Origin of the sequence: Billgrantia aerodenitrificans, assembly GCF_021404405.1 — a bacterium.
Classification (GTDB): Bacteria; Pseudomonadota; Gammaproteobacteria; order Pseudomonadales; family Halomonadaceae; genus Halomonas; species Halomonas aerodenitrificans.
In genome coordinates this window covers 128,729-151,488 of record NZ_JABFTV010000001.1, presented here as the reverse complement: position 1 = coordinate 151,488, position 22,760 = coordinate 128,729, and the positions used below count along the sequence as shown (strand labels likewise).

General features: G+C 66.3%; 16 protein-coding genes. 6 read left to right on the top strand and 10 right to left on the bottom strand.

Annotated features, from left to right (window positions below; translation table 11 throughout):
• Positions 1-14: 14 nt before the first annotated feature.
• From gltB to pilM, 8 genes are all read right to left on the bottom strand, one after another.
• Positions 15-4,466 (bottom strand): glutamate synthase large subunit, encoded by a 4,452-nt coding sequence (gene gltB, locus HOP59_RS00730; RefSeq protein WP_010630108.1) that lies wholly within the window; start codon positions 4,464-4,466, stop codon positions 15-17.
• A 469-nt stretch (positions 4,467-4,935) separates the two neighbouring features.
• Positions 4,936-6,048 (bottom strand): 3-dehydroquinate synthase, encoded by a 1,113-nt coding sequence (aroB, locus tag HOP59_RS00725; RefSeq protein ID WP_010630109.1) that lies wholly within the window; start codon positions 6,046-6,048, stop codon positions 4,936-4,938.
• A gap of 3 nt (positions 6,049-6,051) precedes the next feature.
• On the bottom strand, positions 6,052-6,594 hold the full coding sequence (gene aroK / locus HOP59_RS00720) for a shikimate kinase AroK (RefSeq protein WP_010630110.1): 543 nt from the start codon (positions 6,592-6,594) through the stop codon (positions 6,052-6,054).
• Positions 6,594-8,723, bottom strand: a complete 2,130-nt coding sequence (locus HOP59_RS00715) for a type IV pilus secretin PilQ (protein ID WP_234252421.1) — start codon at positions 8,721-8,723, stop codon at positions 6,594-6,596. Before HOP59_RS00715 ends, aroK begins: the two co-directional genes overlap by 1 nt.
• Positions 8,724-8,792: 69 nt before the next feature.
• Positions 8,793-9,314 carry a pilus assembly protein PilP gene (locus HOP59_RS00710; protein ID WP_010630111.1) on the bottom strand — a complete coding sequence of 174 codons (522 nt, stop codon included), beginning with the start codon at positions 9,312-9,314 and terminating at the stop codon, positions 8,793-8,795.
• On the bottom strand, positions 9,311-9,934 hold the full coding sequence (locus HOP59_RS00705; RefSeq protein ID WP_010630112.1) for a type IV pilus inner membrane component PilO: 624 nt from the start codon (positions 9,932-9,934) through the stop codon (positions 9,311-9,313). Before HOP59_RS00705 ends, HOP59_RS00710 begins: the two co-directional genes overlap by 4 nt.
• On the bottom strand, positions 9,931-10,512 hold the full coding sequence (locus tag HOP59_RS00700; protein ID WP_234252420.1) for a PilN domain-containing protein: 582 nt from the start codon (positions 10,510-10,512) through the stop codon (positions 9,931-9,933). Before HOP59_RS00700 ends, HOP59_RS00705 begins: the two co-directional genes overlap by 4 nt.
• Positions 10,509-11,570, bottom strand: a complete 1,062-nt coding sequence (gene pilM / locus HOP59_RS00695) for a type IV pilus assembly protein PilM (RefSeq protein WP_026038324.1) — start codon at positions 11,568-11,570, stop codon at positions 10,509-10,511. The genes HOP59_RS00700 and pilM overlap by 4 nt, the downstream gene beginning before the upstream one ends.
• Before the next feature lie 270 nt (positions 11,571-11,840).
• Between pilM and HOP59_RS00690 the strand changes: the two genes are divergently transcribed.
• Together HOP59_RS00690 and HOP59_RS00685 are read left to right on the top strand one after the other, a co-directional pair.
• Positions 11,841-14,366 (top strand): penicillin-binding protein 1A, encoded by a 2,526-nt coding sequence (locus tag HOP59_RS00690; protein WP_010630115.1) that lies wholly within the window; start codon positions 11,841-11,843, stop codon positions 14,364-14,366.
• Positions 14,367-14,471: 105 nt separating this feature from the next.
• Positions 14,472-15,242 carry a DUF481 domain-containing protein gene (locus HOP59_RS00685; RefSeq protein WP_010630116.1) on the top strand — a complete coding sequence of 257 codons (771 nt, stop codon included), beginning with the start codon at positions 14,472-14,474 and terminating at the stop codon, positions 15,240-15,242.
• 77 nt (positions 15,243-15,319) lie between these two features.
• Here the strand turns inward: HOP59_RS00685 and HOP59_RS00680 are convergent, their stop codons facing one another.
• Complete coding sequence (locus HOP59_RS00680; RefSeq protein ID WP_010630117.1) at positions 15,320-16,591, bottom strand: malic enzyme-like NAD(P)-binding protein; 1,272 nt, start codon at positions 16,589-16,591, stop codon at positions 15,320-15,322.
• Between the two features lie 256 nt (positions 16,592-16,847).
• Positions 16,848-17,063, bottom strand: a complete 216-nt coding sequence (rpmE, locus tag HOP59_RS00675) for a 50S ribosomal protein L31 (RefSeq protein WP_026038326.1) — start codon at positions 17,061-17,063, stop codon at positions 16,848-16,850.
• 172 nt (positions 17,064-17,235) lie between these two features.
• Between rpmE and HOP59_RS00670 the strand changes: the two genes are divergently transcribed.
• The 4 genes from HOP59_RS00670 (at position 17,236) to hslV (ending at position 22,749) form a co-directional block, all read left to right on the top strand.
• Positions 17,236-19,473 (top strand): primosomal protein N', encoded by a 2,238-nt coding sequence (locus tag HOP59_RS00670; protein WP_234252419.1) that lies wholly within the window; start codon positions 17,236-17,238, stop codon positions 19,471-19,473.
• A gap of 135 nt (positions 19,474-19,608) precedes the next feature.
• Entirely contained in the window at positions 19,609-21,294 is a 1,686-nt protein-coding gene (argS, locus tag HOP59_RS00665; RefSeq protein ID WP_234252418.1) for an arginine--tRNA ligase, read from the top strand.
• 3 nt (positions 21,295-21,297) lie between these two features.
• Positions 21,298-22,023 (top strand): SPOR domain-containing protein, encoded by a 726-nt coding sequence (locus HOP59_RS00660; RefSeq protein ID WP_010630121.1) that lies wholly within the window; start codon positions 21,298-21,300, stop codon positions 22,021-22,023.
• Positions 22,024-22,230: 207 nt separating this feature from the next.
• Positions 22,231-22,749: an ATP-dependent protease subunit HslV gene (hslV, locus tag HOP59_RS00655; RefSeq protein ID WP_010630122.1), complete on the top strand. Its 519-nt coding sequence runs from the start codon at positions 22,231-22,233 to the stop codon at positions 22,747-22,749.
• Positions 22,750-22,760 lie beyond the last annotated feature (11 nt).

Below are 22,760 nucleotides of genomic sequence, written 5' to 3'. Positions count from 1 at the left end.
TCCTGGAATCCGGCTCACTCGGGACGTCTGCGCGATTCGTCGAGCAGGCTGCCAAGGCTTGCCGCCTTGGGCTTGACCAGCCAGAAATGACGCACGTGTTCGCTGAAGTCGTCGAGAATCTCGTGTCCGCGGGCAGAGTTCGTCTCACTCACGAACTCCTCGATGATCTCCCGCAGGTGACGCCGGTAGGCCTCCATGGCCTCGGTGTTGATACGGTGAATCTCCACCAGCTCATGGTTGTAGCGATCGACGAAGGAGCGGTCCTCGTCGAGCACGTAGGCAAAGCCACCTGTCATGCCGGCACCGAAGTTGACCCCGGTCTCGCCGAGGACGCAGACCAAGCCGCCGGTCATGTACTCGCAGCAGTGGTCGCCGGCCCCCTCGATCACTGCATGGGCGCCGGAGTTACGCACGGCGAAGCGCTCGCCGGCAGTGCCGGCGGCAAACAGCTTGCCACCGGTGGCGCCGTACAGGCAGGTGTTGCCGATGATCGCCGTCTTGTGGCTCTCGAAACGGCTGCCGCGGGGCGGTACCAGCACCACCTTGCCGCCGTTCATGCCCTTGCCGACATAGTCGTTGGCATCGCCTTCCAGGTAGAGATTGAGACCGCGGGCGTTCCACACACCGAAGCTCTGCCCGGCCACGCCGGTGAAGCGCAGCGTGATCGGGGCGTCCTCGAGGCCGGCTTCGCCGTAGTGCTTGGCCACCGCACCCGAGGAGAGCGCCGGGACCGAACGGTCGCAGTTGGTGATGGTGAACGAGAACTCACCGCCGCTCTTGTCGGCAATGGCCTGCTCGATAGCGGCCAGTATCTCCTGGTTCTTGGCGCCCGGGTCATGCGGCACATTGCGGCTGACCTGGCAGAACTGCGGCGCGTCGGCGGGCACGAAGTCGTTGACCAGCAGCGGCGTCAGGTCGAGCTTGCGCTGGGAAGCGGTCTCGCCCTCCAGCACCTCGAGCAGGTCGGTGCGACCGATCAGGTCGGTCAGCTTGCGCACGCCCATCATCGCCATCAGCTCACGCACTTCTTCGGCGATGAAGCGGAAGTAGTTCTTGACCATGTCCACGGTACCGCGGAAATGCTCGTCGCGCAGGTACTGATGCTGGGTGGCCACACCGGTGGCACAGTTGTTGAGGTGGCAGATGCGCAGATACTTGCAGCCCAGCGCCACCATCGGCGCGGTGCCGAAACCGAAGCTCTCGGCGCCGAGGATCGCCGCCTTGACCACGTCGAGGCCGGTTTTCAGGCCGCCGTCGGTCTGCAGACGGATCTTGTCACGCAGGCCGTTGATGCGCAGCGCCTGATGCACCTCGGGCAGACCCAGCTCCCACGGCGAGCCGGCGTGCTTGATCGAGGTCAGCGGGCTGGCCGCGGTGCCGCCGTCGTAGCCGGACACGGTGATCAGGTCGGCATAGGCCTTGGCCACGCCGGTGGCAATGGTGCCGATGCCGGGCTCGGAGACCAGCTTCACCGACACCTGCGCCTCGGGGTTGACCTGCTTAAGGTCGAAGATCAGCTGCGCCAGGTCCTCGATGGAATAGATGTCGTGGTGCGGCGGCGGCGAAATCAGCGTCACGCCGGGCACCGAGTAGCGCAGCCGCGCGATCAGATCGTTGACCTTGCCGCCGGGCAGCTGACCGCCTTCGCCGGGCTTGGCACCCTGGGCCACCTTGATCTGCAACACCTCGGCGTTGACCAGATAGGTCGGGGTGACGCCGAAGCGTCCGGAGGCGACCTGCTTGATCTTGGAGCTGCGGATGGTGCCGTAGCGGGCCGGATCCTCACCGCCCTCGCCGGAGTTGGAGCGTCCGCCGGCCTCGTTCATGGCCTGGGCCAGCGCCTCGTGGGCCTCGGGGGAGAGCGCTCCCAGCGACATGCCGGCGCTGTCGAAACGCGGAATCAGCTCATCGATCGACTCCACCTCCTCGAGCGGCAGCGCCGTTTCGGCGGCCTTGAGCTTGAGCAGGTCGCGGATGGTCGCGGCCGGGCGCTCGTTGACCAGCTGAGCGAATTTCTTCCACTTGGCGTAGTCGCCCTCCTGCACGGCCTCCTGCAATGCCTTCACCACGTCGGGGTTGTAGGCGTGATACTCGTGGTCGTGCACGTACTTGAGCAGGCCGCCCTGGGCGATGCCCTTGCGCGGCGTCCAGGCGTCGCGGGCCAGTAGCTCCTGCTGCAGCTGCAGCTCGCTGAAGCCGGTACCCTCGATGCGCGAGGCCATACCGGTGAAGCACAGCTCGATCACCTCGGAGGAGAGTCCCACCGCCTCGAACAGCTGCGAGCCGCGGTAGGAGGCCAGCGTCGAGATCCCCATCTTGGAGAGAATCTTGTAGAGCCCCTTCTGCATGCCCTTGCGGTAGTTCTCGCGGGCATCGGCCGGGTTGCCAGTGAGCTCGCCGGTGCGGTGCATGTCGGCCATCACCTGATAGGCCAGCCACGGGAACACCGCGGTGGCGCCGACGCCGAACAGCACCGCCATCTGGTGAGCGTCGCGGGCATAGCCGGTCTCGACCACGATGTTGGCGCGCGGGCGCAGGGCCAGCTTGCCCAGATGATGGTGCACCGCCCCCACCGCCAGCGCGGCGTGGATCGGCAGCTGCCCCTTCTCGAGGTTGGCATCCGACAGCACCAGGATCACCCTGCCCTCGTGCACCGCGGCTTCGGCCTGACGGCACAGCTCGTTGATGGCCGCCTTGAGCCCCATCTGCTCCGGGTCGTAGCCCAGGCAGAGGCGGTGATGGGAGAAGGCCGGGTCGTCCTGCTCGAGCAGCGCGGTGAACTTGCGCGGCGACAGCACCGGCGTGGTCAGAATGATCCGGTGGGCATGCTCGGGCGTGGCCTTGAACACGTTGAGCTCGGCGCCGATGCAGGTCTCCAGCGACATTACGATCGCTTCGCGCAGCGGGTCGATGGGCGGGTTGGTGACCTGGGCGAACTTCTGGCGGAAATAGTCGGTGAGCAGCCGGCTGCGGCCGGACAGCACCGCCATGGGGGTGTCGTCACCCATGGAGCCCACCGCCTCCTGACCGCTCTCGGCCAGCGGGCGCAACACCTGGTCACGCTCCTCGAAGCTGACCTGGAACATCTTCTGCCAGGTATTGACCGCATCGGAGTCCATGTTCTGGAAGCTGGCCAGCTCGGTCAGCGCCGATTCCAGATAGTGCGCCTCTTCCTTGAGCCAGCGCTTATAGGGATACGCGGACTTCAGCCGCTCGTCGATGTCTCCGGTGTGCAGCACTTCGCCGGTGTGGGTGTCTACGGCGAGGATCTGACCCGGACCGACACGCCCCTTGGCCACCACATCGTCGGGCTTGTAATCGTAGGTGCCGATCTCGGAGGCCAGGGTGATGTAGCCATTCTTGGTGATCACCCAGCGCGCCGGACGCAGGCCGTTGCGGTCGAGCATGCAGATCGCCTGGCGGCCGTCGGTCATGACCAGGCCGGCGGGGCCATCCCAAGGCTCCATGTGCATGGAGTTGTATTCGTAGAAGGCGCGCAGCTCTGCGCCCATGGTCTCGACGTTCTGCCAGGCCGGCGGCACCATCATGCGCACCGCCCGATGCAGCTCCATGCCGCCCATCAGCAGCACTTCGAGCATGTTGTCCATGCTCGAGGAGTCGGAGCCCACGGTATTGACGATCTCGTCGAGCTCGGCGATGTCGGGCAGCCGCTCGTTGACGAAGTTCTCCTTGCGCGAGTTGGCCCAGCCGCGGTTGGCTTCGATGGTGTTGATCTCGCCGTTGTGGGCGAGGAAACGGAACGGCTGCGCCAGCGGCCAGCGCGGCTCGGTATTGGTGGAGAAGCGCTGGTGGAACACGCAGATCGAAGTCTGCAGCCGCTCGTCGCCCAGGTCCTGATAGAAGGTGGGGAGATCCACCGGCATCATCAGGCCCTTGTAGGAGATCACCTGGGACGACAGCGAGCTGACGTAGAAGTCCTCTTCGTCGCGCAGCATCTGCTCGGCGCGACGGCGCGCCATGAACAGGTCGACGTCGAAGCGCTCGGGGTCGCTGAGCTTGCCCGGCTCGACGAACAGATGGCGAATGCGCGGCAGGCAGGCGCGGGCGATGGGCCCGCAGTAGGAGGGATCCACCGGCACGTTGCGCCAGCCACGGATGACAAGGCCACAGGCACGCAGCTCACCTTCCAGAATACCGCGTGCGCGAGCTTCCTTGGCGTCGTCGTCGGGCAGGAACACCGCGCCCACGGCGAACAGCTCGCCCAGCTCGACGTCGAGCGCCTCGGCGGCGGCCTCGCGCATGAAGGCCTCGGGCATCTTCAGCAGCAGACCGCAGCCGTCACCGGTCTTGCCATCGGCGGCAATACCGCCACGATGGGTCATGCAGGTAAGGGACTCGATGGCGGTACGCAGCAGATCGTGGCTGGCCTGCCCTTCCATATGTGCGATCAGGCCGAAACCGCAGTTGTCACGGAACTCGCCTGGTTGATGAAGGCCTCGGTTCATGGGCGTGCCTCAGAAAATGACTATTGACCAAACAACAGCAGTTATGTATTTTGATCTGTTTTCTTCTTATTATGACTGCCCGGAGCAGCCTGCTGCCGTCGCGAGAAAAGGACGCCCAGCATAGACACTTACTGCCCCGCCGTGCAATCTCCCGCCCGCCACGCCGCCTCCAAAACTCTCGTCAAATCCGCAACTTGCTGAATGACCCAAAGCAAAAAAAACCACCAGTTCAAAGACTTGCGAATCCCATAAACGGATTTCAAACGCTCAAAACCAAGAATACGACTTTAGTCTAAAAACGACCGTTTTCCCCATGCCGATACGGCATGAGGCATACGGATTTGATGCCTGAGCTGCAACACGGGTTGCTCTGAACAGTTCAGAACAGCGCTCGACGAACGGCAAGAAGGCCGCACGAATCGCTTCGTGCGGCCTTCTTGCACTGGAGAGAGGAAAAAGCGGCGGAACGTCAGCGCCGGGGAAACGTAGCCAGCAATTCCTCGAGCAACTCCCGAGGGGTCTGGTCGTGGATCACCGCCCGGCCCAGCGTCTCGAGCAGGATCAGGCGCAGATGCTCATCGACGTTCTTCTTGTCCAGACGCATGCGGGTGAGGAAGTCCTCCACGCCCATGTCGGCGGGAGCCTCCAGCGGCAGGCCTGCGGCAGTGATGATAGCGGCGGTGCGCTCGACGTCACCGGCATTCAGCCAGCCGAGCCGATGCGACAGCTCGGTCGCCATCAGCATGCCGACACCCACCGCCTCGCCGTGCAGCCACTGGCCGTAGCCCTGGTGCGCCTCGATGGCATGACCGAAGGTATGCCCCAGGTTGAGCAGTGCCCGTACGCCTTGCTCGGTCTCGTCCTCGGCCACGATCTCGGCCTTGAGCCGGCAGCTACGCTCGATGGCCCTGGCCAGCGCCTCCGGCTGCAAGGCTCGCAGCGCGGCCATTTCGCCTTCCAGCCAGGCGAGGAACTCGGCATCGCGGATCAGGCCGTACTTGATCACCTCGGCCAGCCCCGCCGAGAGCTCCTTGGCCGGCAGCGTGCGCAGGGTATCGGTGTCGATCAGCACCACCCGAGGCTGCCAGAAGGCACCGATCATGTTCTTGCCCAGCGGATGATTGACGCCGGTCTTGCCGCCCACCGAAGAGTCCACCTGGGAAAGCAGCGTGGTGGGCACCTGAATGAAGGCCACGCCGCGCTGATAGCAGGCGGCGGCGAAGCCGACCATGTCGCCGATCACCCCGCCGCCCAGGGCGACCAGGGTACAGCGGCGGTTGAAGCCGGCCTCGAGCAGCGCATCCCAGATCAGGCCGACGCTGGCCAGGGTCTTGGTCGCCTCACCGTCGGGCAGCACCAGCTCGCGCACCACGGCGTCATTCGGTAGCCCCGCCTTGAGGCGCTCGAGATAATGAGGGGCGACCGCTTCGTTGGTCACGACCATGACCTGGCGCCCGGCCAGGTAGGGGGTCAGCCAGACGGGATCGCCGAGCAGGCCTGCACCGATGTGAATGGGATAGCTGCGCTCACCCAGCGCCACCTGAAGCGTGCGCGGGACGGTAGAGGTGTCACTCACGGTCATGGTTCATGCCTTGGCTTGTAAAGGGTCGACCAGCCGCTGCACGCGGCGCACGATCTCGTTGACTACCGCACGGGGGCTGCGCCGGTCGGTGCGCACTACGATATCGGCCGTGGCGCGATAGAGCGGGTCGCGCAGATCGAACATCTCGCGCAGCACCTGTTCGCGGTCGGGGCGCTGCAGCAGAGGGCGGTTGCGATCCTTGGCCACGCGCTTGAGCTGCTGCTCGACGGTGGTGAACAGATAGATCACACTGCCTCGCTCGCGCAGGCGCCGACGGTTCTCCTCGCGCAGCACTGCCCCGCCGCCGGTGGCAATGACCACCCCTTCGAGTTCGGTCAGCTCTTCGATCATCTGCACTTCGCGCTGGCGAAAGCCCGCCTCGCCCTCGACGTCGAAGATCCACGGGATGTCGGCACCGCAGCGGGCCTGGATCTCATGGTCGCTGTCGAGGAACTGACGCGAAAGTTCGGCCGCCAGAAGGCGGCCGATGGTGCTCTTTCCCGCCCCCATGGGGCCGATCAATATCAGATTGGGCAAATCCTGCATCAGCGAATCGCCAGGCCGTCCTCGAGTATGCGTGGAGTGATGAAGACCAGCAGCTCCACCTTCTGATTGCTCGACTCATTGTACCGGAAAAGCCTGCCCAGCACAGGCAGGTCGCCGAAGAAGGGCGTCTTGGCCAGACGACTGAGCTGTTCGGTAGTGAGAATGCCGCCGAGCACCACCGTCTCACCGTTGTCGACCAGCACCTGGGTCTCGATGCGATTGGTATCGATGGGCGGCGCCTGGCCCGGCAGGGCCTCACGGAAGCTGTCGTTGGTGATCACCAGGTCCATGATGATGCGGTTGTCCGGGGTAATCTGCGGCGTCACCTCGAGCGACAGCAGTGCCTCCTTGAAGTCGGTCTCGGTGCCCCTGTCGCTGACGGTCTGGAAGGCCCGCTCCTCGCCCTGCTGGATGAGAGCAGTGCGCTGGTTGGCAGTGATCACCCGCGGCTGCGAGATGGTCTGACTCTTGTTCTCGCTCTCCAGTGCCCGCAGCTCGAGATCGAGCAGAATGTCGCCGGAGAGGTAGCCGAAGCCGAAGCTGGTCATGGGGTTGGCGCTGCCCAGATCGACGGCCAGGCCGCCGCGTTGGAAGCGGCTGCCGGGTGGAGTGTCGAACTCGCCGGTGAACTGGCCGCGCGGGTCGCGCTGCCCGGTGAAACCGTCACCCGTCACGGCAGTGGGCACGCCGGTGGAGGCACCCCCCAGGTTGAGGCGGCTACTGCCGCGCGACGACGCTCCCCAGTTGACGCCAAGCTCCTGGGTCACGCCATCGCGGGCGATGACGATACGCGCCTCGATCTGCACCTGACGCACCGCCACGTCGAGCTGGTCCAGGGTGCGCAGGATCTCCTGGATCTGATCGGCGGTGTCCTGGATCAGCAGGGTGTTGGTACGCTGATCCACCGCCACGCGACCGCGCTCGGTGAGCAGGCCGAAGCCGTCGCCGCCGCGCAGCAGCTGCGCCAGATCCTCGGCGCGTGCATAGCGCACCTGAACGTACTCGGAGACCAGCGGCGCCAGGGTTTCGACCTGGGCCCGCGCCTCGATCTCCTGGCGCTCGATGTTGGCCAGCTCGCTGGCCGGCGCCACCATGATCACGTTGCCCTCCTGACGACTGGCCAGGCCATGGCTCTTGAGCACCAGATCGAGCGCCTGGTCCCAGGGTACATCCTGTAGATTGAGGGTGACCTGGCCGGTCACGCTGTCGCTGGCCACCAGGTTGAGTCCGGTGAAATCGGCGATGATCGCCAGCACCGAACGCACTTCGATGTCCTGGAAATTGAGCGTGATGCGCTCGCCGGTATAGGGAAACTGCTGGCGCACGCGCTGCTCGCGCTCCTGCTGGGTGACGGGCTGTGCCTCGATGGTGAGCTGGCGCCCGCTCTGGGTGGAGAGCATGGCGAACTCACCGCTGCCTTCTATCTCCAGGGTCACGCCGTCGCGCCCGACCCTCGGCGTGATGCGCCGCAGCGGCGTGCCGAAGTCGCTGACATCGAGCACCTGGTTATGCGCTTCCGGCAGGTCGACGCCACTGAGCTCGGCGACGATGCGGTTGCGGCCCGATTCGCGCACCCTGGCGTCGACCCCGCCCCGGTCGAAAGTGACGATCAACCTCCCAGCACCACCCTCGCCGCGGCGAAAGTCGATGTCGGCGATACTCGGCATGCCGCCGGGGGCAGCCGCTGCCGGCACCGAGGCCTGAGGCGCCGCCGGCTCGGGGCGCGCCGTGGCCGTGGACGGCGCAGTCGCCGGTCCACCGATGGTCAGCCGCAGCTGGTCGCCCTGCTGCACGGTGTCGTAGGGCAGCGGGCGGTCCATATGAAAGACCAGCCGCGTACGCGAGCCGGCCTCGAGCGCCGTGACCTGCTCGACGCCGCCGATACCCAGGTCGAGACGGCGACGCTCCAGGGCGTTGGCCGTATCGACGAGATCGATGGTCAGCCGCGCGGGCTCATCCAGCCGGTAGCCGCGCACTTCGGGCACCCCGCCACGAAAGCTCAGGTCGATCAGCAGCTCGCCGCGCTCGCCTTGACGAAAGTCGAGATCGGTCAGCGTGGATGCCGCCAGGACCGGTGCCGCCGTCAATGCCAGGCAGAGTGCCGCCAATGTGCCAATCAGTTGTCTCATCGTTCCCTTTCCCCTCTGCCCGTTACCACTACCCTGCTGCCACGATCGGAATGCTCCCGTCGCTTTGCTCTAGCGACGCTCTTCGAGCGCCAGGCGAGCCGTGCGCTCCATCCACCCACCACCGCCGGTGGGCACCAGCTCCACCAGTTGCACCGACGAATCGGTGATGCCGACCACTCGGCCGTGATCGCGTCCCAGATGGTTGCCGGTGCGCAGGCGATGAACCTCGCCTCCCGGCGCCCTCACCAGGGCATTCGTCTGGCCGCCCATGGTCAGGATGCCCACCAGCCTGAGCGCTTCCAGGTCGTATGCCTCGAGGGGCTCCCGGGAGCGCTCGGGATCGGGCGCCAGGTCGCTACTGCCCCGCGGCACCGCGTCCGGCTCCGGCAACTGCGGCCTGAACGGGCTGCGACGATCGCTGGCCCGGTAGGGCACCGATTCGTAGTCGGGCACCTCCGGCATTTCCAGCGGACGCGGCGTACCGGGATCGTTGCGAATGTCGGTCAGCCGGCGGTCCAGCTCGCCCAACTGGGGATCGGCGCAGCCGGCCAGCAGCAGGATTGCCAAGGCCGGCAGCCAGCGCACTTTCATCGCGCACCCTCCCCGCCCTGCGGCCGATAGCTGTAGGTGCGTGCCAGCATGGAGAGGCGCAGACGATCACCGCCCTCCGCCGGCGCCAGCACGAAGTCGTGCAGCGTGACGATGCGCGGCAATGCCGCAACGCCGGCAAGGAAGCCGGCAATGTGGTGATATTCGCCCTCCACCTGGATATCGAAGGGCCGCTCTATATAGAAGTCGCGCTCCACGGTGCTGCGCAGCCGAATGAAATCGATCGACAGGTGGTGGTCGAGGGCGCTTTCGCTGATGCTGTCTATCAACGAGGGAATCTCGGCGCCGGAAGGCAGCATGGCCATGAGCTCGCCCATGCGCGTTTCGAGCCGGGCCATCTGCTCGAGCATCTCCGGCAGTTGGGCCGCCTGAGCGGCACGGTTGCGGTAATCCGCCAGCAGGCGTGCCTCCTCGGCCTGGGCACGCTGCAGCTCATCGGCCTTGGGGCCCGCCAGGTACCAGTGTGTGGCGGCGAAGGTCAGGCCCAGCACCAGCAGGCAGCAAAACCACTGCAGCAGTAGCGGCCAGGTGCCGGACTCCTTGAGGTCCAGTTCGCGCCAATCGAGCTCGCGAAGACGACGAATCTCTGCCTGCAGGTTCATGATTCGTCTCCCGCTTCACCGTTTTCCGCGCCCTGAGCGCCCTCCAGGAGCTGCACCACACCGAGACTGAAGCGACGGCGCTCACCGCCGCCATCGGCCTCGACCTCCGACAGCACCGGCTCGGAGAACGAGGGCGCGGCCGCCAGGGCCCGCATCTGCTCGGAGACCCGGTGATTGCTCTCGGCCCGACCCGACAGCCGCAGTTGATCGCCCTGCCGGCTCAGTTGGGTGTAGTGCACACCATCGACCAGGCTCAGGGTCAGGTCGCGAAACACACGCACGGTCTGGGAGCGTCCCTGCTGCAGGTCGCTGAAGACCTGGACCTGACCGATCATGCGCTCGCGTATGGCTTCGTATTCGCGAATCGAACGTATGTCGCCGTCGAGCTGCTGCATGCGGGCCTGCACATGGGCGTTGCGCTGCTGCTGGGCACTCACTGCCATGTCGTAATAGTGGGTCATGCCCAGCCCACCGGCGGCGCCGAGCACCGCCATTGCCGCCAGGGCCAGATAGAAGCGCCGACTGCGGCGCGCGCGCTGTTGCTCCCGCCAGGGCAGGAGATTGATTTCGATGCTCATGAGACCGACCTCATCGCCAGGCCACAGGCGGTCACCATGGCCGGCGCATCGCTGGCCAGGGTCTGCACGTCGATACGTGAATTGATCCGCATGCGCAGGAAAGGATTGGCGATCACCACCTGCATGGCGCTCTCCTGGGCGAGCCGCTCGGCCAGCCCCGGAATCACGCTGGAGCCACCGGCAAGGACCATGCGCCTCACTTCATGCTTGCGCCCGGCGGTGTAGTAGAGCTGTAGCGAGCGGCCGACCTGCTGCACGACGGTCTCGATGAAAGGGGCCAGGACGCTGGCGCGGTAATCTTCGGGCAGGCCGCCGCGCTTCTTGGCCAGCCCCGCCTCCTCCAGGGTCAGACCGTAGCGCGCGCGAATCTCCTCGGTGAGCTGACGTCCGCCGAAGACGGTGTCGCGGCTGTAGACGATGCGACCGCCGCGCAGCACATGGAAGGCATTCATGGTGGCGCCGACATCGACCAGCGCCACGCAGTCGTCTTCGCCCGCCGCGGGCGGCAGCTGCTGGCGCAGCTCGCCGAAGGCGCGCTCCATGGCAAAGGTCTCGACGTCTACCGCCGCGGGCACCAGCCCTGCCTGGTTCAGCGCATCGGTGAGCTGGTTGACGTCCTGCTGGCGGCAGGCGACCAGCAACACGTCCTGCTGATCGCCATAGCGGGCATTCAGCCCCAGCCGCTGAAAATCGAAGGCCACTTCACTGAACGGAAACGGAATGTGTTTGTCTGATTCGAGTTGAATGCGCGCCTCGATCTCGTCGTCGTTGAGCGAGGCGGGAAGCGTGAGGGTCTTGGTGATGGCGGCGCTGGCCGGAACGGCTGCCACGGCCAGGCGTGACGTGGGACGTGCACTCTCCACGGCTCGTCGCAGCGCGTCGGCCACTTCGCCCATGTCGCGTATGCGCCGTTCGACCACGGCACCTTCACGCAGCGGCCTCACGGCATAGCTTTCGATCTGGTAGCGGGAACCCATCCGCCTGAGTTCGATCAGCTTGACCGTTGCCGAGGTAATGTCGACACCGATCAACCCTTTACCGGAGGGTCTGAGTCGCATCAATCGTTGCCCTTGCGTATGTGCTGCGATGAGCGGCTGTCCTACATTATGCTTATGCGCCTTGAAGCAGCAGGAACCACAAGGCTGACAGAAATCATACTCGCTCTCCATGACCGAGGTTACATGATATTTGGCCAGCCCACACAAAGTTGGACGGACACTCCCTCAACGCTGGTGGTAGAAGGTCCGGATTCCTTATAATGGGCAGGCCAGTGAAGGCTCCCTTTCATCGCCATTTCTTCACGCTCTCACCACGGACAACGCCTTTTCATGAAGTGGATCAAGACTTTGGTTTTCTCGGCCTTCTGGCTATTGGTATCGCTGACCGCCGCGGCACTGCTCAGCGTGGCCGGGGCGGCCCTCTACTTCGCCCCGGGTCTGCCCGACGTGCGCCAGTTGCAGGACTTCGAGCTGCACACGCCGCTGCGCGTCTTCACCCGTGACGGCAAGCTGATCGGCGAGTTCGGCGAGGAGCGTCGCATGGCGGTCTCCTTCGACGAGATTCCCGAAGACTTCATCCAGGCACTGCTGGCCGCCGAGGACGCCGCCTTCTTCGAGCATCGCGGCGTGGACCCCCGCGGCCTGGCGCGAGCCGCCGTGGAACTGGTCTCCAGCGGTGGCGACATCCAGTCGGGCGGTTCCACCATCACCATGCAGGTGGCGCGCAACTATCTGCTCACGCTCGACCGCACCTTTACCCGCAAGATTCGCGAGATCCTGCTGGCGCTGCAAATGGAGCGCATCCTCACCAAGGAGGAGATCCTCGAGCTCTACGTCAACAAGATCTTCCTGGGCAACCGCGCCTACGGCATCGCCGCCGCCGCGGAGGTCTACTACAACAAGCCGCTGGAAGAGCTGACCCTGGCAGAGAAGGCAATGATCGCCGGCCTGCCCAAAGCGCCGTCGTCGTTCAACCCACTGGCCAATCCCGAGCGCTCGCTGATCCGCCGCAACTGGATCCTCTACCGCATGCGTCATCTCGGCAACATCGACCAGGCCACCTATGAAGCCGCCGTGCAGGAGCCGGTCACGGCCCGCCGCCACGTGGCCCAGATCGAGGTCGACGCCGACTACGTGGCGGAGATGGCGCGTCAGTACGCCGTGGAACGCTTCGGCGAGGAAGCCTACACCGGCGGCTACCGCATCCACACCACCCTGGACAGCGAACTGCAGCCCTACGCCCGCCAGGCCCTGGCGCGCGGTCTGATCGACTACGATACGCGCCATGGCTGGCGCGGCCCGGAGGAGCGTGAAATCCCCTCGAGCCTCGCCGAGGCTCAGGCCCGTACCGAACGCCGCGGCCTGGAGGAAGAACTGGCCGAGTCGCCGGAGATCATGCAGACCGCCCGCCAGGCCGCCGAGCGCAGCCAGACCCGCGTGGAAGGCATCGAAGGCGACGTCAGCAACTGGCTGCGAGTGCTCGAGCGCACCCCCGGCTTCGGCCCGTTGCAGCCGGCCATCGTGGTGGCCAGCGAAGGCCGCGAGATGCGCGTGCTGACCCGCGGCGGCGAACTCGTCACGCTGAACTGGGACGGCCTGTCATGGGCCCGCGCCTACCGCAGCCCCAGGGCCCGCGGACCGGAGCCCAGCTCGGCCAGCGAGATCGCCTCGCGCGGCGACCTGGTGCGCATCCTGCAGCGTGACGATGGCAGTTGGCGACTCTCCCAGCGGCCCGATGCAGAAGGCTCCATCGTGGTCATGGAGCCCGATACCGGCGCCATTCTCGCCCTCCAGGGTGGCTTCAGCTTCAACGCCAGCAAGTTCAACCGCGCGGTGCAGGCCCAGCGCCAGTCCGGCTCTATCTTCAAGCCGTTCGTATTCCTCGCCGCGCTGGACACCGGCCTGATGACTGCCTCTACCGTGGTCAACGACGCCCCGGTGGTCATGCACGACGGCAGCAGCCTGTGGCGTCCGGTGAACGCCAGCGGCGACTTCCTCGGCCCGACCCGGCTGCGCGAAGCCCTGGCCCGCTCACGCAACCTGGTGACCATCCGCATCCTGCAGACCCTGGGCCTCGACAGTACCATCGAGTACCTGGAAGGCTTCGGCTTCAGCCGCAGCCGCCTGCCTCACGGCCTGTCGCTGGCACTAGGCAGCGCCGACCTGACGCCGCTGGAGATGACCAACGCCTATGCCGTGCTGGCCAACGGCGGCCATCGGGTGTCCCCGTGGTTCATCGAACGCGTCACCCGCGGCAGCGACGACAACGTACTCGACGAGGCCCGCCCGACCATCGCCTGCCGTAGCTGCGACGAGGGCCAGACCGAGGTCGTCATCGATGGCAGAACCTATGACGTCGCCCCCCGGGTCGCCGACCCCACTGCCGTCTACATCTTGCGCGACATGCTGCGCGACGTGATCGAGAGCGGCACCGGGCGCTCCGCGCTGTCGCTCAATCGCAACGACGTGGTGGGCAAGACCGGCACCACCAACAACCAGCGCGACGGCTGGTTCGCCGGCTACAACGACGATCTGGTGGTCACCGTCTGGATCGGCAAGGACAACAACGAGACCATCGCCGAGTACGGCGGCAATGCCGCCCTGCCGATCTGGATCGACTTCATGGGCAATGCGCTCAACGGCCGCCCGGAAGCCAGGCCCGAGCCGCCTGCCGGCCTCATCACCGCCCGCGTCGACGCTCAGACCGGTCGCCGTCTGACCGACGGTCAGCCCGGCGGGATCACCGAGATCTTCCATCCGGACTATCTGCCCGACATGGAACCTCGCCGCGTCGAGCAGGAGATCGAGCAGCGCAGCGGCTCGCAGGGCACCGGTAGCTACGAGGCGATCTTCTAGCAAGCTCGCCGCTCCCGGCGGCAAGGATGCCGCCATCGTCTTGTCGACTGACGAATGCCGCCCTCGAGGCGGCTTTACCTTGGACAACAGGACAGGTTCGTTGCCATGTTACGATTCAGGCCACGACTCAGGCCATGGAGTGCCATTGGACTCGCACTTCTGCTTCTGCTCTTTCCGGGTCTCGCCCTTGCCGCCAGTGTATTCTATGCGCCGCCGCCGCCAGGAGAGGATTCCCCCACCTTCAGCGGCGAAGCCGAGCTCGGCTACACCCACCTCGCCGGCAATACCGACAGCCAGACCCTGATCGGCAAGAGCCGGCTCACCTGGCTGACGGGGCGCCTGAGCCACACCCTACGTGGCGAAGTGCGCAACGTGACCCGAGACGGCACCACCAGCGCCGAGCAGTACCTGCTCTCCCTGCGTGAACGCTACGACTTCTACGGGCCTCACTACCTGTTCGGCTTCGGCCGCTGGGAGAGGGACCGCTTCAGCGGCTACGAACATCAGCTTACTGCCATCGGCGGCTATGGACGCGACGTGATCGATACCCAGCGCCACCGCCTCTCGCTGGAGGCGGGGCCGGGCTATCGCTACGACCAAATCAAGGATGAGGAGAACGACAATCTAGGATTGCTATACGCCGCTCTCGATTACATGTGGACGCTCTCCCCTCACTCCTTCGTACGCCAGGAAATGTCGGTGGAAGCCGCCAACGAGAACACCACGTCTCGCTCGGTCTCCTCGCTGACCGCCAGGCTCAACTCCCGGCTGTCGATGCGCCTCTCCCATGAGGTGAGGCACAACTCGAGCCCGCCGGAAACGGCCGATGCCAACACCGACCATACCACCAGCGTGACGCTGCTCTACACCTGGTAATCGCTACCCACGCAACGCACTGCGCCGGCCCTTGGGCCGGCGCAGTGTAATGGGGACGAAGCCGCGAACGCGCTCGATCAAGCGCCGTAGACGTCATCCACCGTCTTCAGCGGGTAGTGGGCCGGATAAGGACGCCGTGCCACGCCGGAGTCCACCGCAGCCTGGGCCACCGCCGCCGGGATACGCTCCAGCAGACGCACGTCGACCGGCGTGGGAATGATGTACTCGGGGCCGAACTCCATGTGCTCGCGCTCGTAGGCGTCCAGCACTTCCTGGGGCACCGGCTCACGCGCCAGATCCTTGAGCGCATGTACCGCGGCCACTTTCATCTCTTCGTTGATGCGCGTGGCGCGCACATCCAGCGCCCCGCGGAAGATGAAGGGGAAGCCCAGCACGTTGTTGACCTGATTGGGATAGTCGGAGCGACCGGTAGCCATGATCACGTCGGGACGCGCCTCGCGTGCCACGTCGGGGTGAATCTCCGGATCGGGGTTGGTGCAGGCAAAGACGATGGGGTTCGGCGCCATCTTGCGGATGTGCTCGGCGGTCATCAGGTTGGGCCCGGAAAGGCCGATGAAGACGTCGGCCCCGTCGATGGCATCGTCCAGGGTGCGCTTGTCGGTGTCCAGCGCGAACATCGCCTTGTAGGGGTTGAGCCCCTCGCGCCCGGCGTGGATCACGCCACGACGGTCGAGCATCACCAGATTCTCGGAGCGCGCCCCGCAGGCCAGCAGCAGCTTCATGCAGGCGATGGCCGCCGCGCCGGCGCCCAGGCAGACGATCTTGGCATCTTCCAGCCGCTTACCGGCGATCTCCAGCGCATTGAGCATGCCGGCCGCGGTGACGATGGCGGTGCCATGCTGATCGTCATGGAACACGGGAATGCTGCACTGCTCGATCAGGGCCTGTTCGATCTCGAAGCACTCCGGCGCCTTGATGTCCTCGAGATTGATGCCGCCCCAGGTATCGGCAATGCGCGCCACCGTGTCGATGAAGGCCTGGGGGCTCTCGGCATTGACCTCGACGTCCACCGAGTTGATGCCGGCGAAGCACTTGAACAGCACACCCTTGCCTTCCATCACCGGCTTGCTGGCCAGCGGCCCGAGATTTCCCAGGCCGAGGATGGCGCTGCCGTCGGAGATCACCGCGACCAGATTGCCCTTGCCGGTGTAACGGTAGGCATTCTCCGGATCACGGGCAATTTCCCGTACCGGCTCGGCGACACCTGGACTGTAGGCAAGGGAGAGATCACGAGCGGTAGCGGTGGGCTTGGTCAGCTCCACGGAGAGCTTTCCGGGAATCGGTTTGGCGTGATAGTCCAGCGCTGCCTGCTTCTTGGCGTCTGTCATGCTGAAAGTCCGGTATCCATCTTGGGGGAGGGCCACCTACCATATAGAAAAACCTTCCACATCTCAATGAAACACCCGTTCGCGCTTTTTATACGCGCTTTCGCGAACGTTGCTGACCATTTGCTGCAACTTATACCTCGCAAGGCAACCATAACCGATACCTTATCGATCTCCCCGGCAAACGACAGACAAAAGAAAACCCGCCGTTAAGGCGGGTTTTCTCGCGCTGCGATCGTCGCCCTGGGGGCGAGCCGGATCAGCCGCGCTTGATGGCAGCTCCGAAGCGCTTGTTGAAGCGCTCGACGCGACCACCGGTGGTCGCCTGCTTCTGCTTACCGGTGTAGAAGGGGTGGCACTGGGAGCAGACGTCCAGTGACAGGTCATGGCCGACGGTGGTGCCGACCTCGAAGGTTGCGCCGCAGGAGCAAGTCGCAGTGACCTTCTTGTAATCCGGGTGAATACCTTGTTTCATCTTGAGCCTCATGGAGCGGTATGCCGCCACCTGATCCGTTGCCAGGCACCGCATACGGGTTGTCTTTTCGTACAACGTTGAGTCGTTCAACCAACCGGTAGCCGCGGGCCCGAGCCAATGAGCTGGCGCCACGACGGCCGGATATTCTAGCAGAGTCGATGCCGGAGGCCAATTGCCCGACTCCATCTCCTCGCTTCCGCCTCGCGTGCTTCGCGTCGCGGTGCCCAGCCCCTTGCGACGCATGTTCGACTACCGTCCGTGCCGCGAGGCGCCTGCCTGCGGCTGGCAGCCCGGCATTCGCGTACGCGTGCCGTTCGGGCGGCGCCAGGTGGTCGGCGTGGTGGTGGAGTGCAGCGAGCGCAGCGACTTCCCCTTGGAGCAGCTCAAGCCGGTGGAGTGCTGGCTGGACGCCGAGCCGCTGCCGGAGGACTGGCTGTGGCTATGCCGCTTCACCGCGCGCTACTACCAGCATTCGCTAGGCGACACCCTGCATCAGGCGATGCCCGTGCTGCTGCGCCAGGGCCGCCCTTTGGCCGGCCGCATGCGCGAGCGCTGGCAGGCCCTGGTGGAGCCCGGCGACGACGACCCGCGCCTGAAGCGAGCGCCGCGCCAGGCCGAGCTGCTGGCCATGCTGCGCCAACATCCCCATGGGCTGCCGACCCAGGCGATAGTGGCCCAGGGCTATTCGCGCGAACAGTTGTCCACGCTGGTGGAAAAACGCCTTGCCGTGCGCGAAGAGATTCCCCTCACCGCCGCCGAACCCGCCACCGAGCAACTGCTTGCCGAGCCGGCGCTACCGCTCAACCGCGAACAGGCCCAGGCGCTGGCAACGATCCACGAACGCCTCGATGCCTTTCATCCCTGCCTGCTGCACGGCGTCACCGGCAGCGGCAAGACCGAGGTCTATCTGCAGCTGATCGAGGCGGTGGTCGCCCGCGGTCGCCAGGCGCTGCTGTTGGTGCCGGAGATCGGCCTGACACCGCAGACCCTGGCACGTTTCCGGAGCCGCTTCCGGGTGCCGGTGGTGGCGCTGCATTCGGGGCTCACCGACAACGAACGCCTGGACGCCTGGGAAGCCGTCGCCAGCGGCCGCGCGCCCATCGTCATCGGCACGCGCTCGGCGATCTTCACGCCGCTGGCACGCCCCGGCGCCATCATCGTCGACGAGGAGCACGACGGCTCGTTCAAGCAGCAGGAGGGCTTGCGCTACCATGCCCGCGACCTGGCAGTGGCCCGCGCCAAGCATCACGCCATCCCGCTGGTACTGGGCAGCGCCACGCCCTCGCTGGAGAGCCTCTATCACGCCGAGCGCGGCAACTATCGGCACCTGCGTCTGACCCGTCGCGCCAGCCGCCATGCCCCGGCCCGGCTGGAGCTGGTCGACCTGCGCGGCCGCCCGCGTCAGGGCGGGCTCATCCCGCCGGCCATCGAAGCAATTCGCACGACCCTCGCAGCCGGACATCAGGTACTGGTGTTCATCAATCGTCGCGGCTTCGCACCGACCCTGGCCTGTCACGCCTGCGGCTGGCTGGCCGACTGCGACTCCTGCGACGCGCGCATGACCCTGCATCGCCAGCCGCCGATGCTGGCTTGCCACCACTGCGACAAGCGCCGCCCAGTGCCGGATGCCTGCCCCGACTGCTGCAGCGCCGACCTGCGCCCCCTGGGCAGCGGCACCGAGCGCACCGAGGAGACCCTGGCCACGCTCTTCCCCAAGGTACCGGTGCACCGTATCGACCGCGACAGCACGCGGCGCCGCGACGCCTTCGAGCGCACCCTCGCCGAGGTCAGGCGCGGTGAGCCCTGCCTGCTGGTGGGCACCCAGATGCTGGCCAAGGGCCACCATCTGCCCCACGTCACCCTGGTGATCGTGGTCAATGCCGACGCCGGGCTCTATGCCAGCGACTTTCGCGCTCTGGAGCACAGCGCCCAGCTGCTTACCCAGGTGGCCGGCCGTGCCGGCCGTGCCGCCCACCCCGGCCGCGTGCTGGTCCAGACCCTGCACACCGACGATCCGCACCTGCGCCTGCTCGCCGAGCACGGCTACGACGCCCTGGCCAGCCAACTGCTGGCCGAGCGTCGCGCCGCCGCCCTGCCGCCGTTTCGCTTTCTCGCCCTGCTGCGCCTGGAGAGTCCGCGCGAAGAAACGTCCGCGGCACTCGGTCGCGAGGCGGCCGCAATGCTGCGCGAATGGCTCGGCGAGCACGCGCCCGACGTGAGCTGCCTGGGTCCGGTCCCCGCGCCCATGGAGCGACGCCAGAACCGCTATCATATGCAGTTACTGCTGAGCGGTGGCCGGCGCAGCCAGCTGCACGCCGCCTGTGCCCGGCTCACCGCCTGGCTGGAGGCGTCGCCCGAGGCCCGCCGGGTACGCTGGTCGCTGGACGTCGACCCACAGACGCTTGGCTGAACGCACGACCTTTAAAGCCGCGGCACAATTGCCGATAATGGCCGACCAGCCAAACTTTCGTGGCCGCGCCTTTTCGCGAGTGCCTTGTCACCGTCGCCCTCTCGTGCGCCAGCCGCTACAGGACATAACCGCTTCATGAAAGAGACGATCATTTCCCTGCTCGAGAACGCCGTCGACACGCTCAAGCAGCAGGGCACCCTGCCCGCCGACGTCACGCCGACCCTCAAGGTCGACCCGACCAAGGACAAGGCCCACGGCGACTACGCCACCAACCTGGCGCTGATGCTGGCCAAGCCGGCCGGCAAGAAACCCCGCGAACTGGCCGAGGCGCTGATCGCCGCGCTGCCGCAGAGCGACGCCGTGGAGAAGGTGGAGATCGCCGGCCCCGGTTTCATCAACTTCTTCACCGCCACCGATGCCGCCGCGCAAATCGTGCGCCAGGTGCTCGACGCCGGCGACACCTTCGGCCGCAGCCTGGCCGGGCGCGGCCACAAGGTGCAGGTGGAGTTCGTCTCCGCCAACCCCACCGGCCCGCTGCACGTGGGCCACGGCCGTGGCGCCGCCATCGGCGACTGTATCAGCCGGCTGCTCGAGGCCACCGGCTATGACGTGACCCGCGAGTTCTACTACAACGACGCCGGCGCTCAGATCGCCAACCTGGCCCTCTCGGTGCAGGCCCGCGCCAAGGGCCTGACGCCCGACGACGACGCCTGGCCCGCAGACGGCTACCGCGGCGACTACATCACCGAGGTGGCCAACGACTACCTGGCCGGCGAGACGGTGCACGCCGACGACCGTCACGTCACCGCCAAGGGCGACCCGGACGACCTCGATGCCATCCGCGACTTCGCCGTGGCCTGGCTGCGCCGCGAGCAGGATCTCGACCTCAAGGCCTTCGGCGTCTCCTTCGACGTCTACTTCCTGGAGTCCTCGCTCTATCGCGAAGGCAAGGTGGAAGAGGCGGTGGAACGCCTGATCGCCGGCGGTCACACCTACGAGCAGGACGGCGCCCTGTGGCTGCGCACTACCGACTTCGGCGACGACAAGGACCGGGTGATGCGCAAGTCCGACGGCAGCTACACCTATTTCCTGCCCGACGTGGCCTACCACCTGAACAAGTGGCAGCGCGGCTTCGAGACCGTGATCAACGAGCAGGGTGCCGACCACCACTCCACCGTGACCCGGGTGCGCGCCGGCCTGCAGGCGCTGGAAACCGGCATCCCTCAGGGCTGGCCCGACTACGTGCTGCATCAGATGGTGATGGTGACCCGCTCCGGGGTAGAGGTGAAGCTCTCCAAACGCGCCGGCAGCTACGTCACCGTGCGCGACCTGATCGACGAGGTGGGCCGCGACGCCACGCGTTTCTTCCTCGCCGCGCGCCGCGCCGACTCGCAGCTCACCTTCGACATCGACCTGGCCCGCTCGCAGTCCAACGACAACCCGGTCTATTACGTGCAGTACGCCCACGCCCGGGTGTGCAGCATGCTGCGCAAGGCCGAAGCCCAGGGCCTGGGCTTCGATCACGACTTGGCCATGGTCAGCCTCGGCAAGCTGGAAGAGGATCAGGAAAAGGCGGTGATGAACCGCCTGGCACGCTTCCCCGAGGTGGTCGCCCATGCCGCGGCCTCGCGGGAGCCGCAGCAGGTGGCCCAGTACCTGCTCGACCTCGCCGCCGAGTTCCACTCCTGCTACAACGCAGTGAAGGTCATGGTCGACGACGACGAGCTGCGCAACGCTCGCCTGGCCTTGGGCCTGGCCACGCGGCAGGTGCTGCGCAACGGTCTCGATCTGATGGGGGTCAGCGCCCCGGAGGAGATGTAAGTCATGGCCACCCGTCGCACGCCCAAGAGACGCGGCGCCACCACCAGCCGCAAGCGCGCCCCCGCCAGAGGCCAGGGCTTTCGCCTGCCCGGCTGGCTATGGGCATTGGGCGGCGTCATCGCCGGCTTCCTGCTCGCTCAGCACCAGCACGGCACCGCACCCTGGCAGGAGGGTAGCGACTCGCCGCTGGCCAGGCTGATGCCACGCACGCCGACCGAGACCGTCGAGCCGGCGCCGAGCGTCGAGCCGCGGGAACCGCGCATGCCGACCTTCGAGTTCTACACCCTGCTGCCTGAAGAGGTGGTAGCACCGCGGGAGGTGGCCTCCACCGCCTCGCCGCCGGAACCGACGGTCAACGTGCCGCCGCCGATCGAGCCCAGCGCCGCCGCCGAGCCGGCACCGGCCGACGATCCCATCGCCCAGGTCATCGCCGCCAACCTGCGCGACGAGGTCAACGCCACGCCGGAGAGCGAAGCGGCGGCCCCGGCAGGCACGCGCTACATGCTGCAGGCAGCCTCGTTCCGTGAGCCTGGCGATGCCGAGCAACTGCGCCAGCGTCTGCGCAACTTGAGTCTGATGGCCCAGGTCAGCCAGGTGCAGTCCGCCGACGGTCAGACCTGGCACCGGGTGATGGTGGGGCCATATGAAGACACCCGCGAGCTGAATCGCGCCGAGGATCTGATGACGACCCAGGGCATCACGCCGCTGCGTCACCGGGCCACCAACTGAGGAAACACGGCACCATGCCTGGTCGAACGCATCGCTGCGTTGCGCGGTCCATGACAACGGACCTTCCAGGCATGGGCGGTTGATCGGTGCGCTTGAATTCGCCTGCCGCCGCCCACACCTACCCTGAACGCTCTTGTCCGGCCCCCGATTGTCATGGGGCGCCGAAAGTCACCGGGAGCCCCGGCTCCCCGTTACGGAGTTATCTCCATGACCACGATCGTTTCCGTACGCCGCGGTGACCAGGTTGCCCTGGCCGGCGACGGCCAGGTATCGCTGGGCAATACCGTGATGAAGGGCAACGCCAGCAAGGTGCGCCGCCTCTATCGCGGCCAGGTGCTGGCAGGCTTCGCCGGCGGCACCGCCGACGCCTTCACCCTGTTCGAGCGCTTCGAGGCGCAGCTTGAGAAGTACCAGGGCAATCTGGTCAAGGCCGCCGTGGAGCTGGCCAAGGACTGGCGCACCGACCGCGCTCTGCGCCGTCTCGAGGCGCTGCTGGCCGTGGCCGACAAGAACGCCTCGCTGATCATCACCGGCAACGGCGACGTGGTGGAGCCGGAGCGCGGCATCATCGCCATCGGCTCGGGCGGCAACTTCGCCCTGGCCGCGGCCCGCGCGCTGCTGGAGAACACCGATCTCTCGGCCAGGGAGATCACCGAGAAGTCGCTCGCGATCGCTGGCGACATCTGCGTGTTCACCAACCACCACGTCACCCTCGAAACGCTGTGAAGGCCGCCACC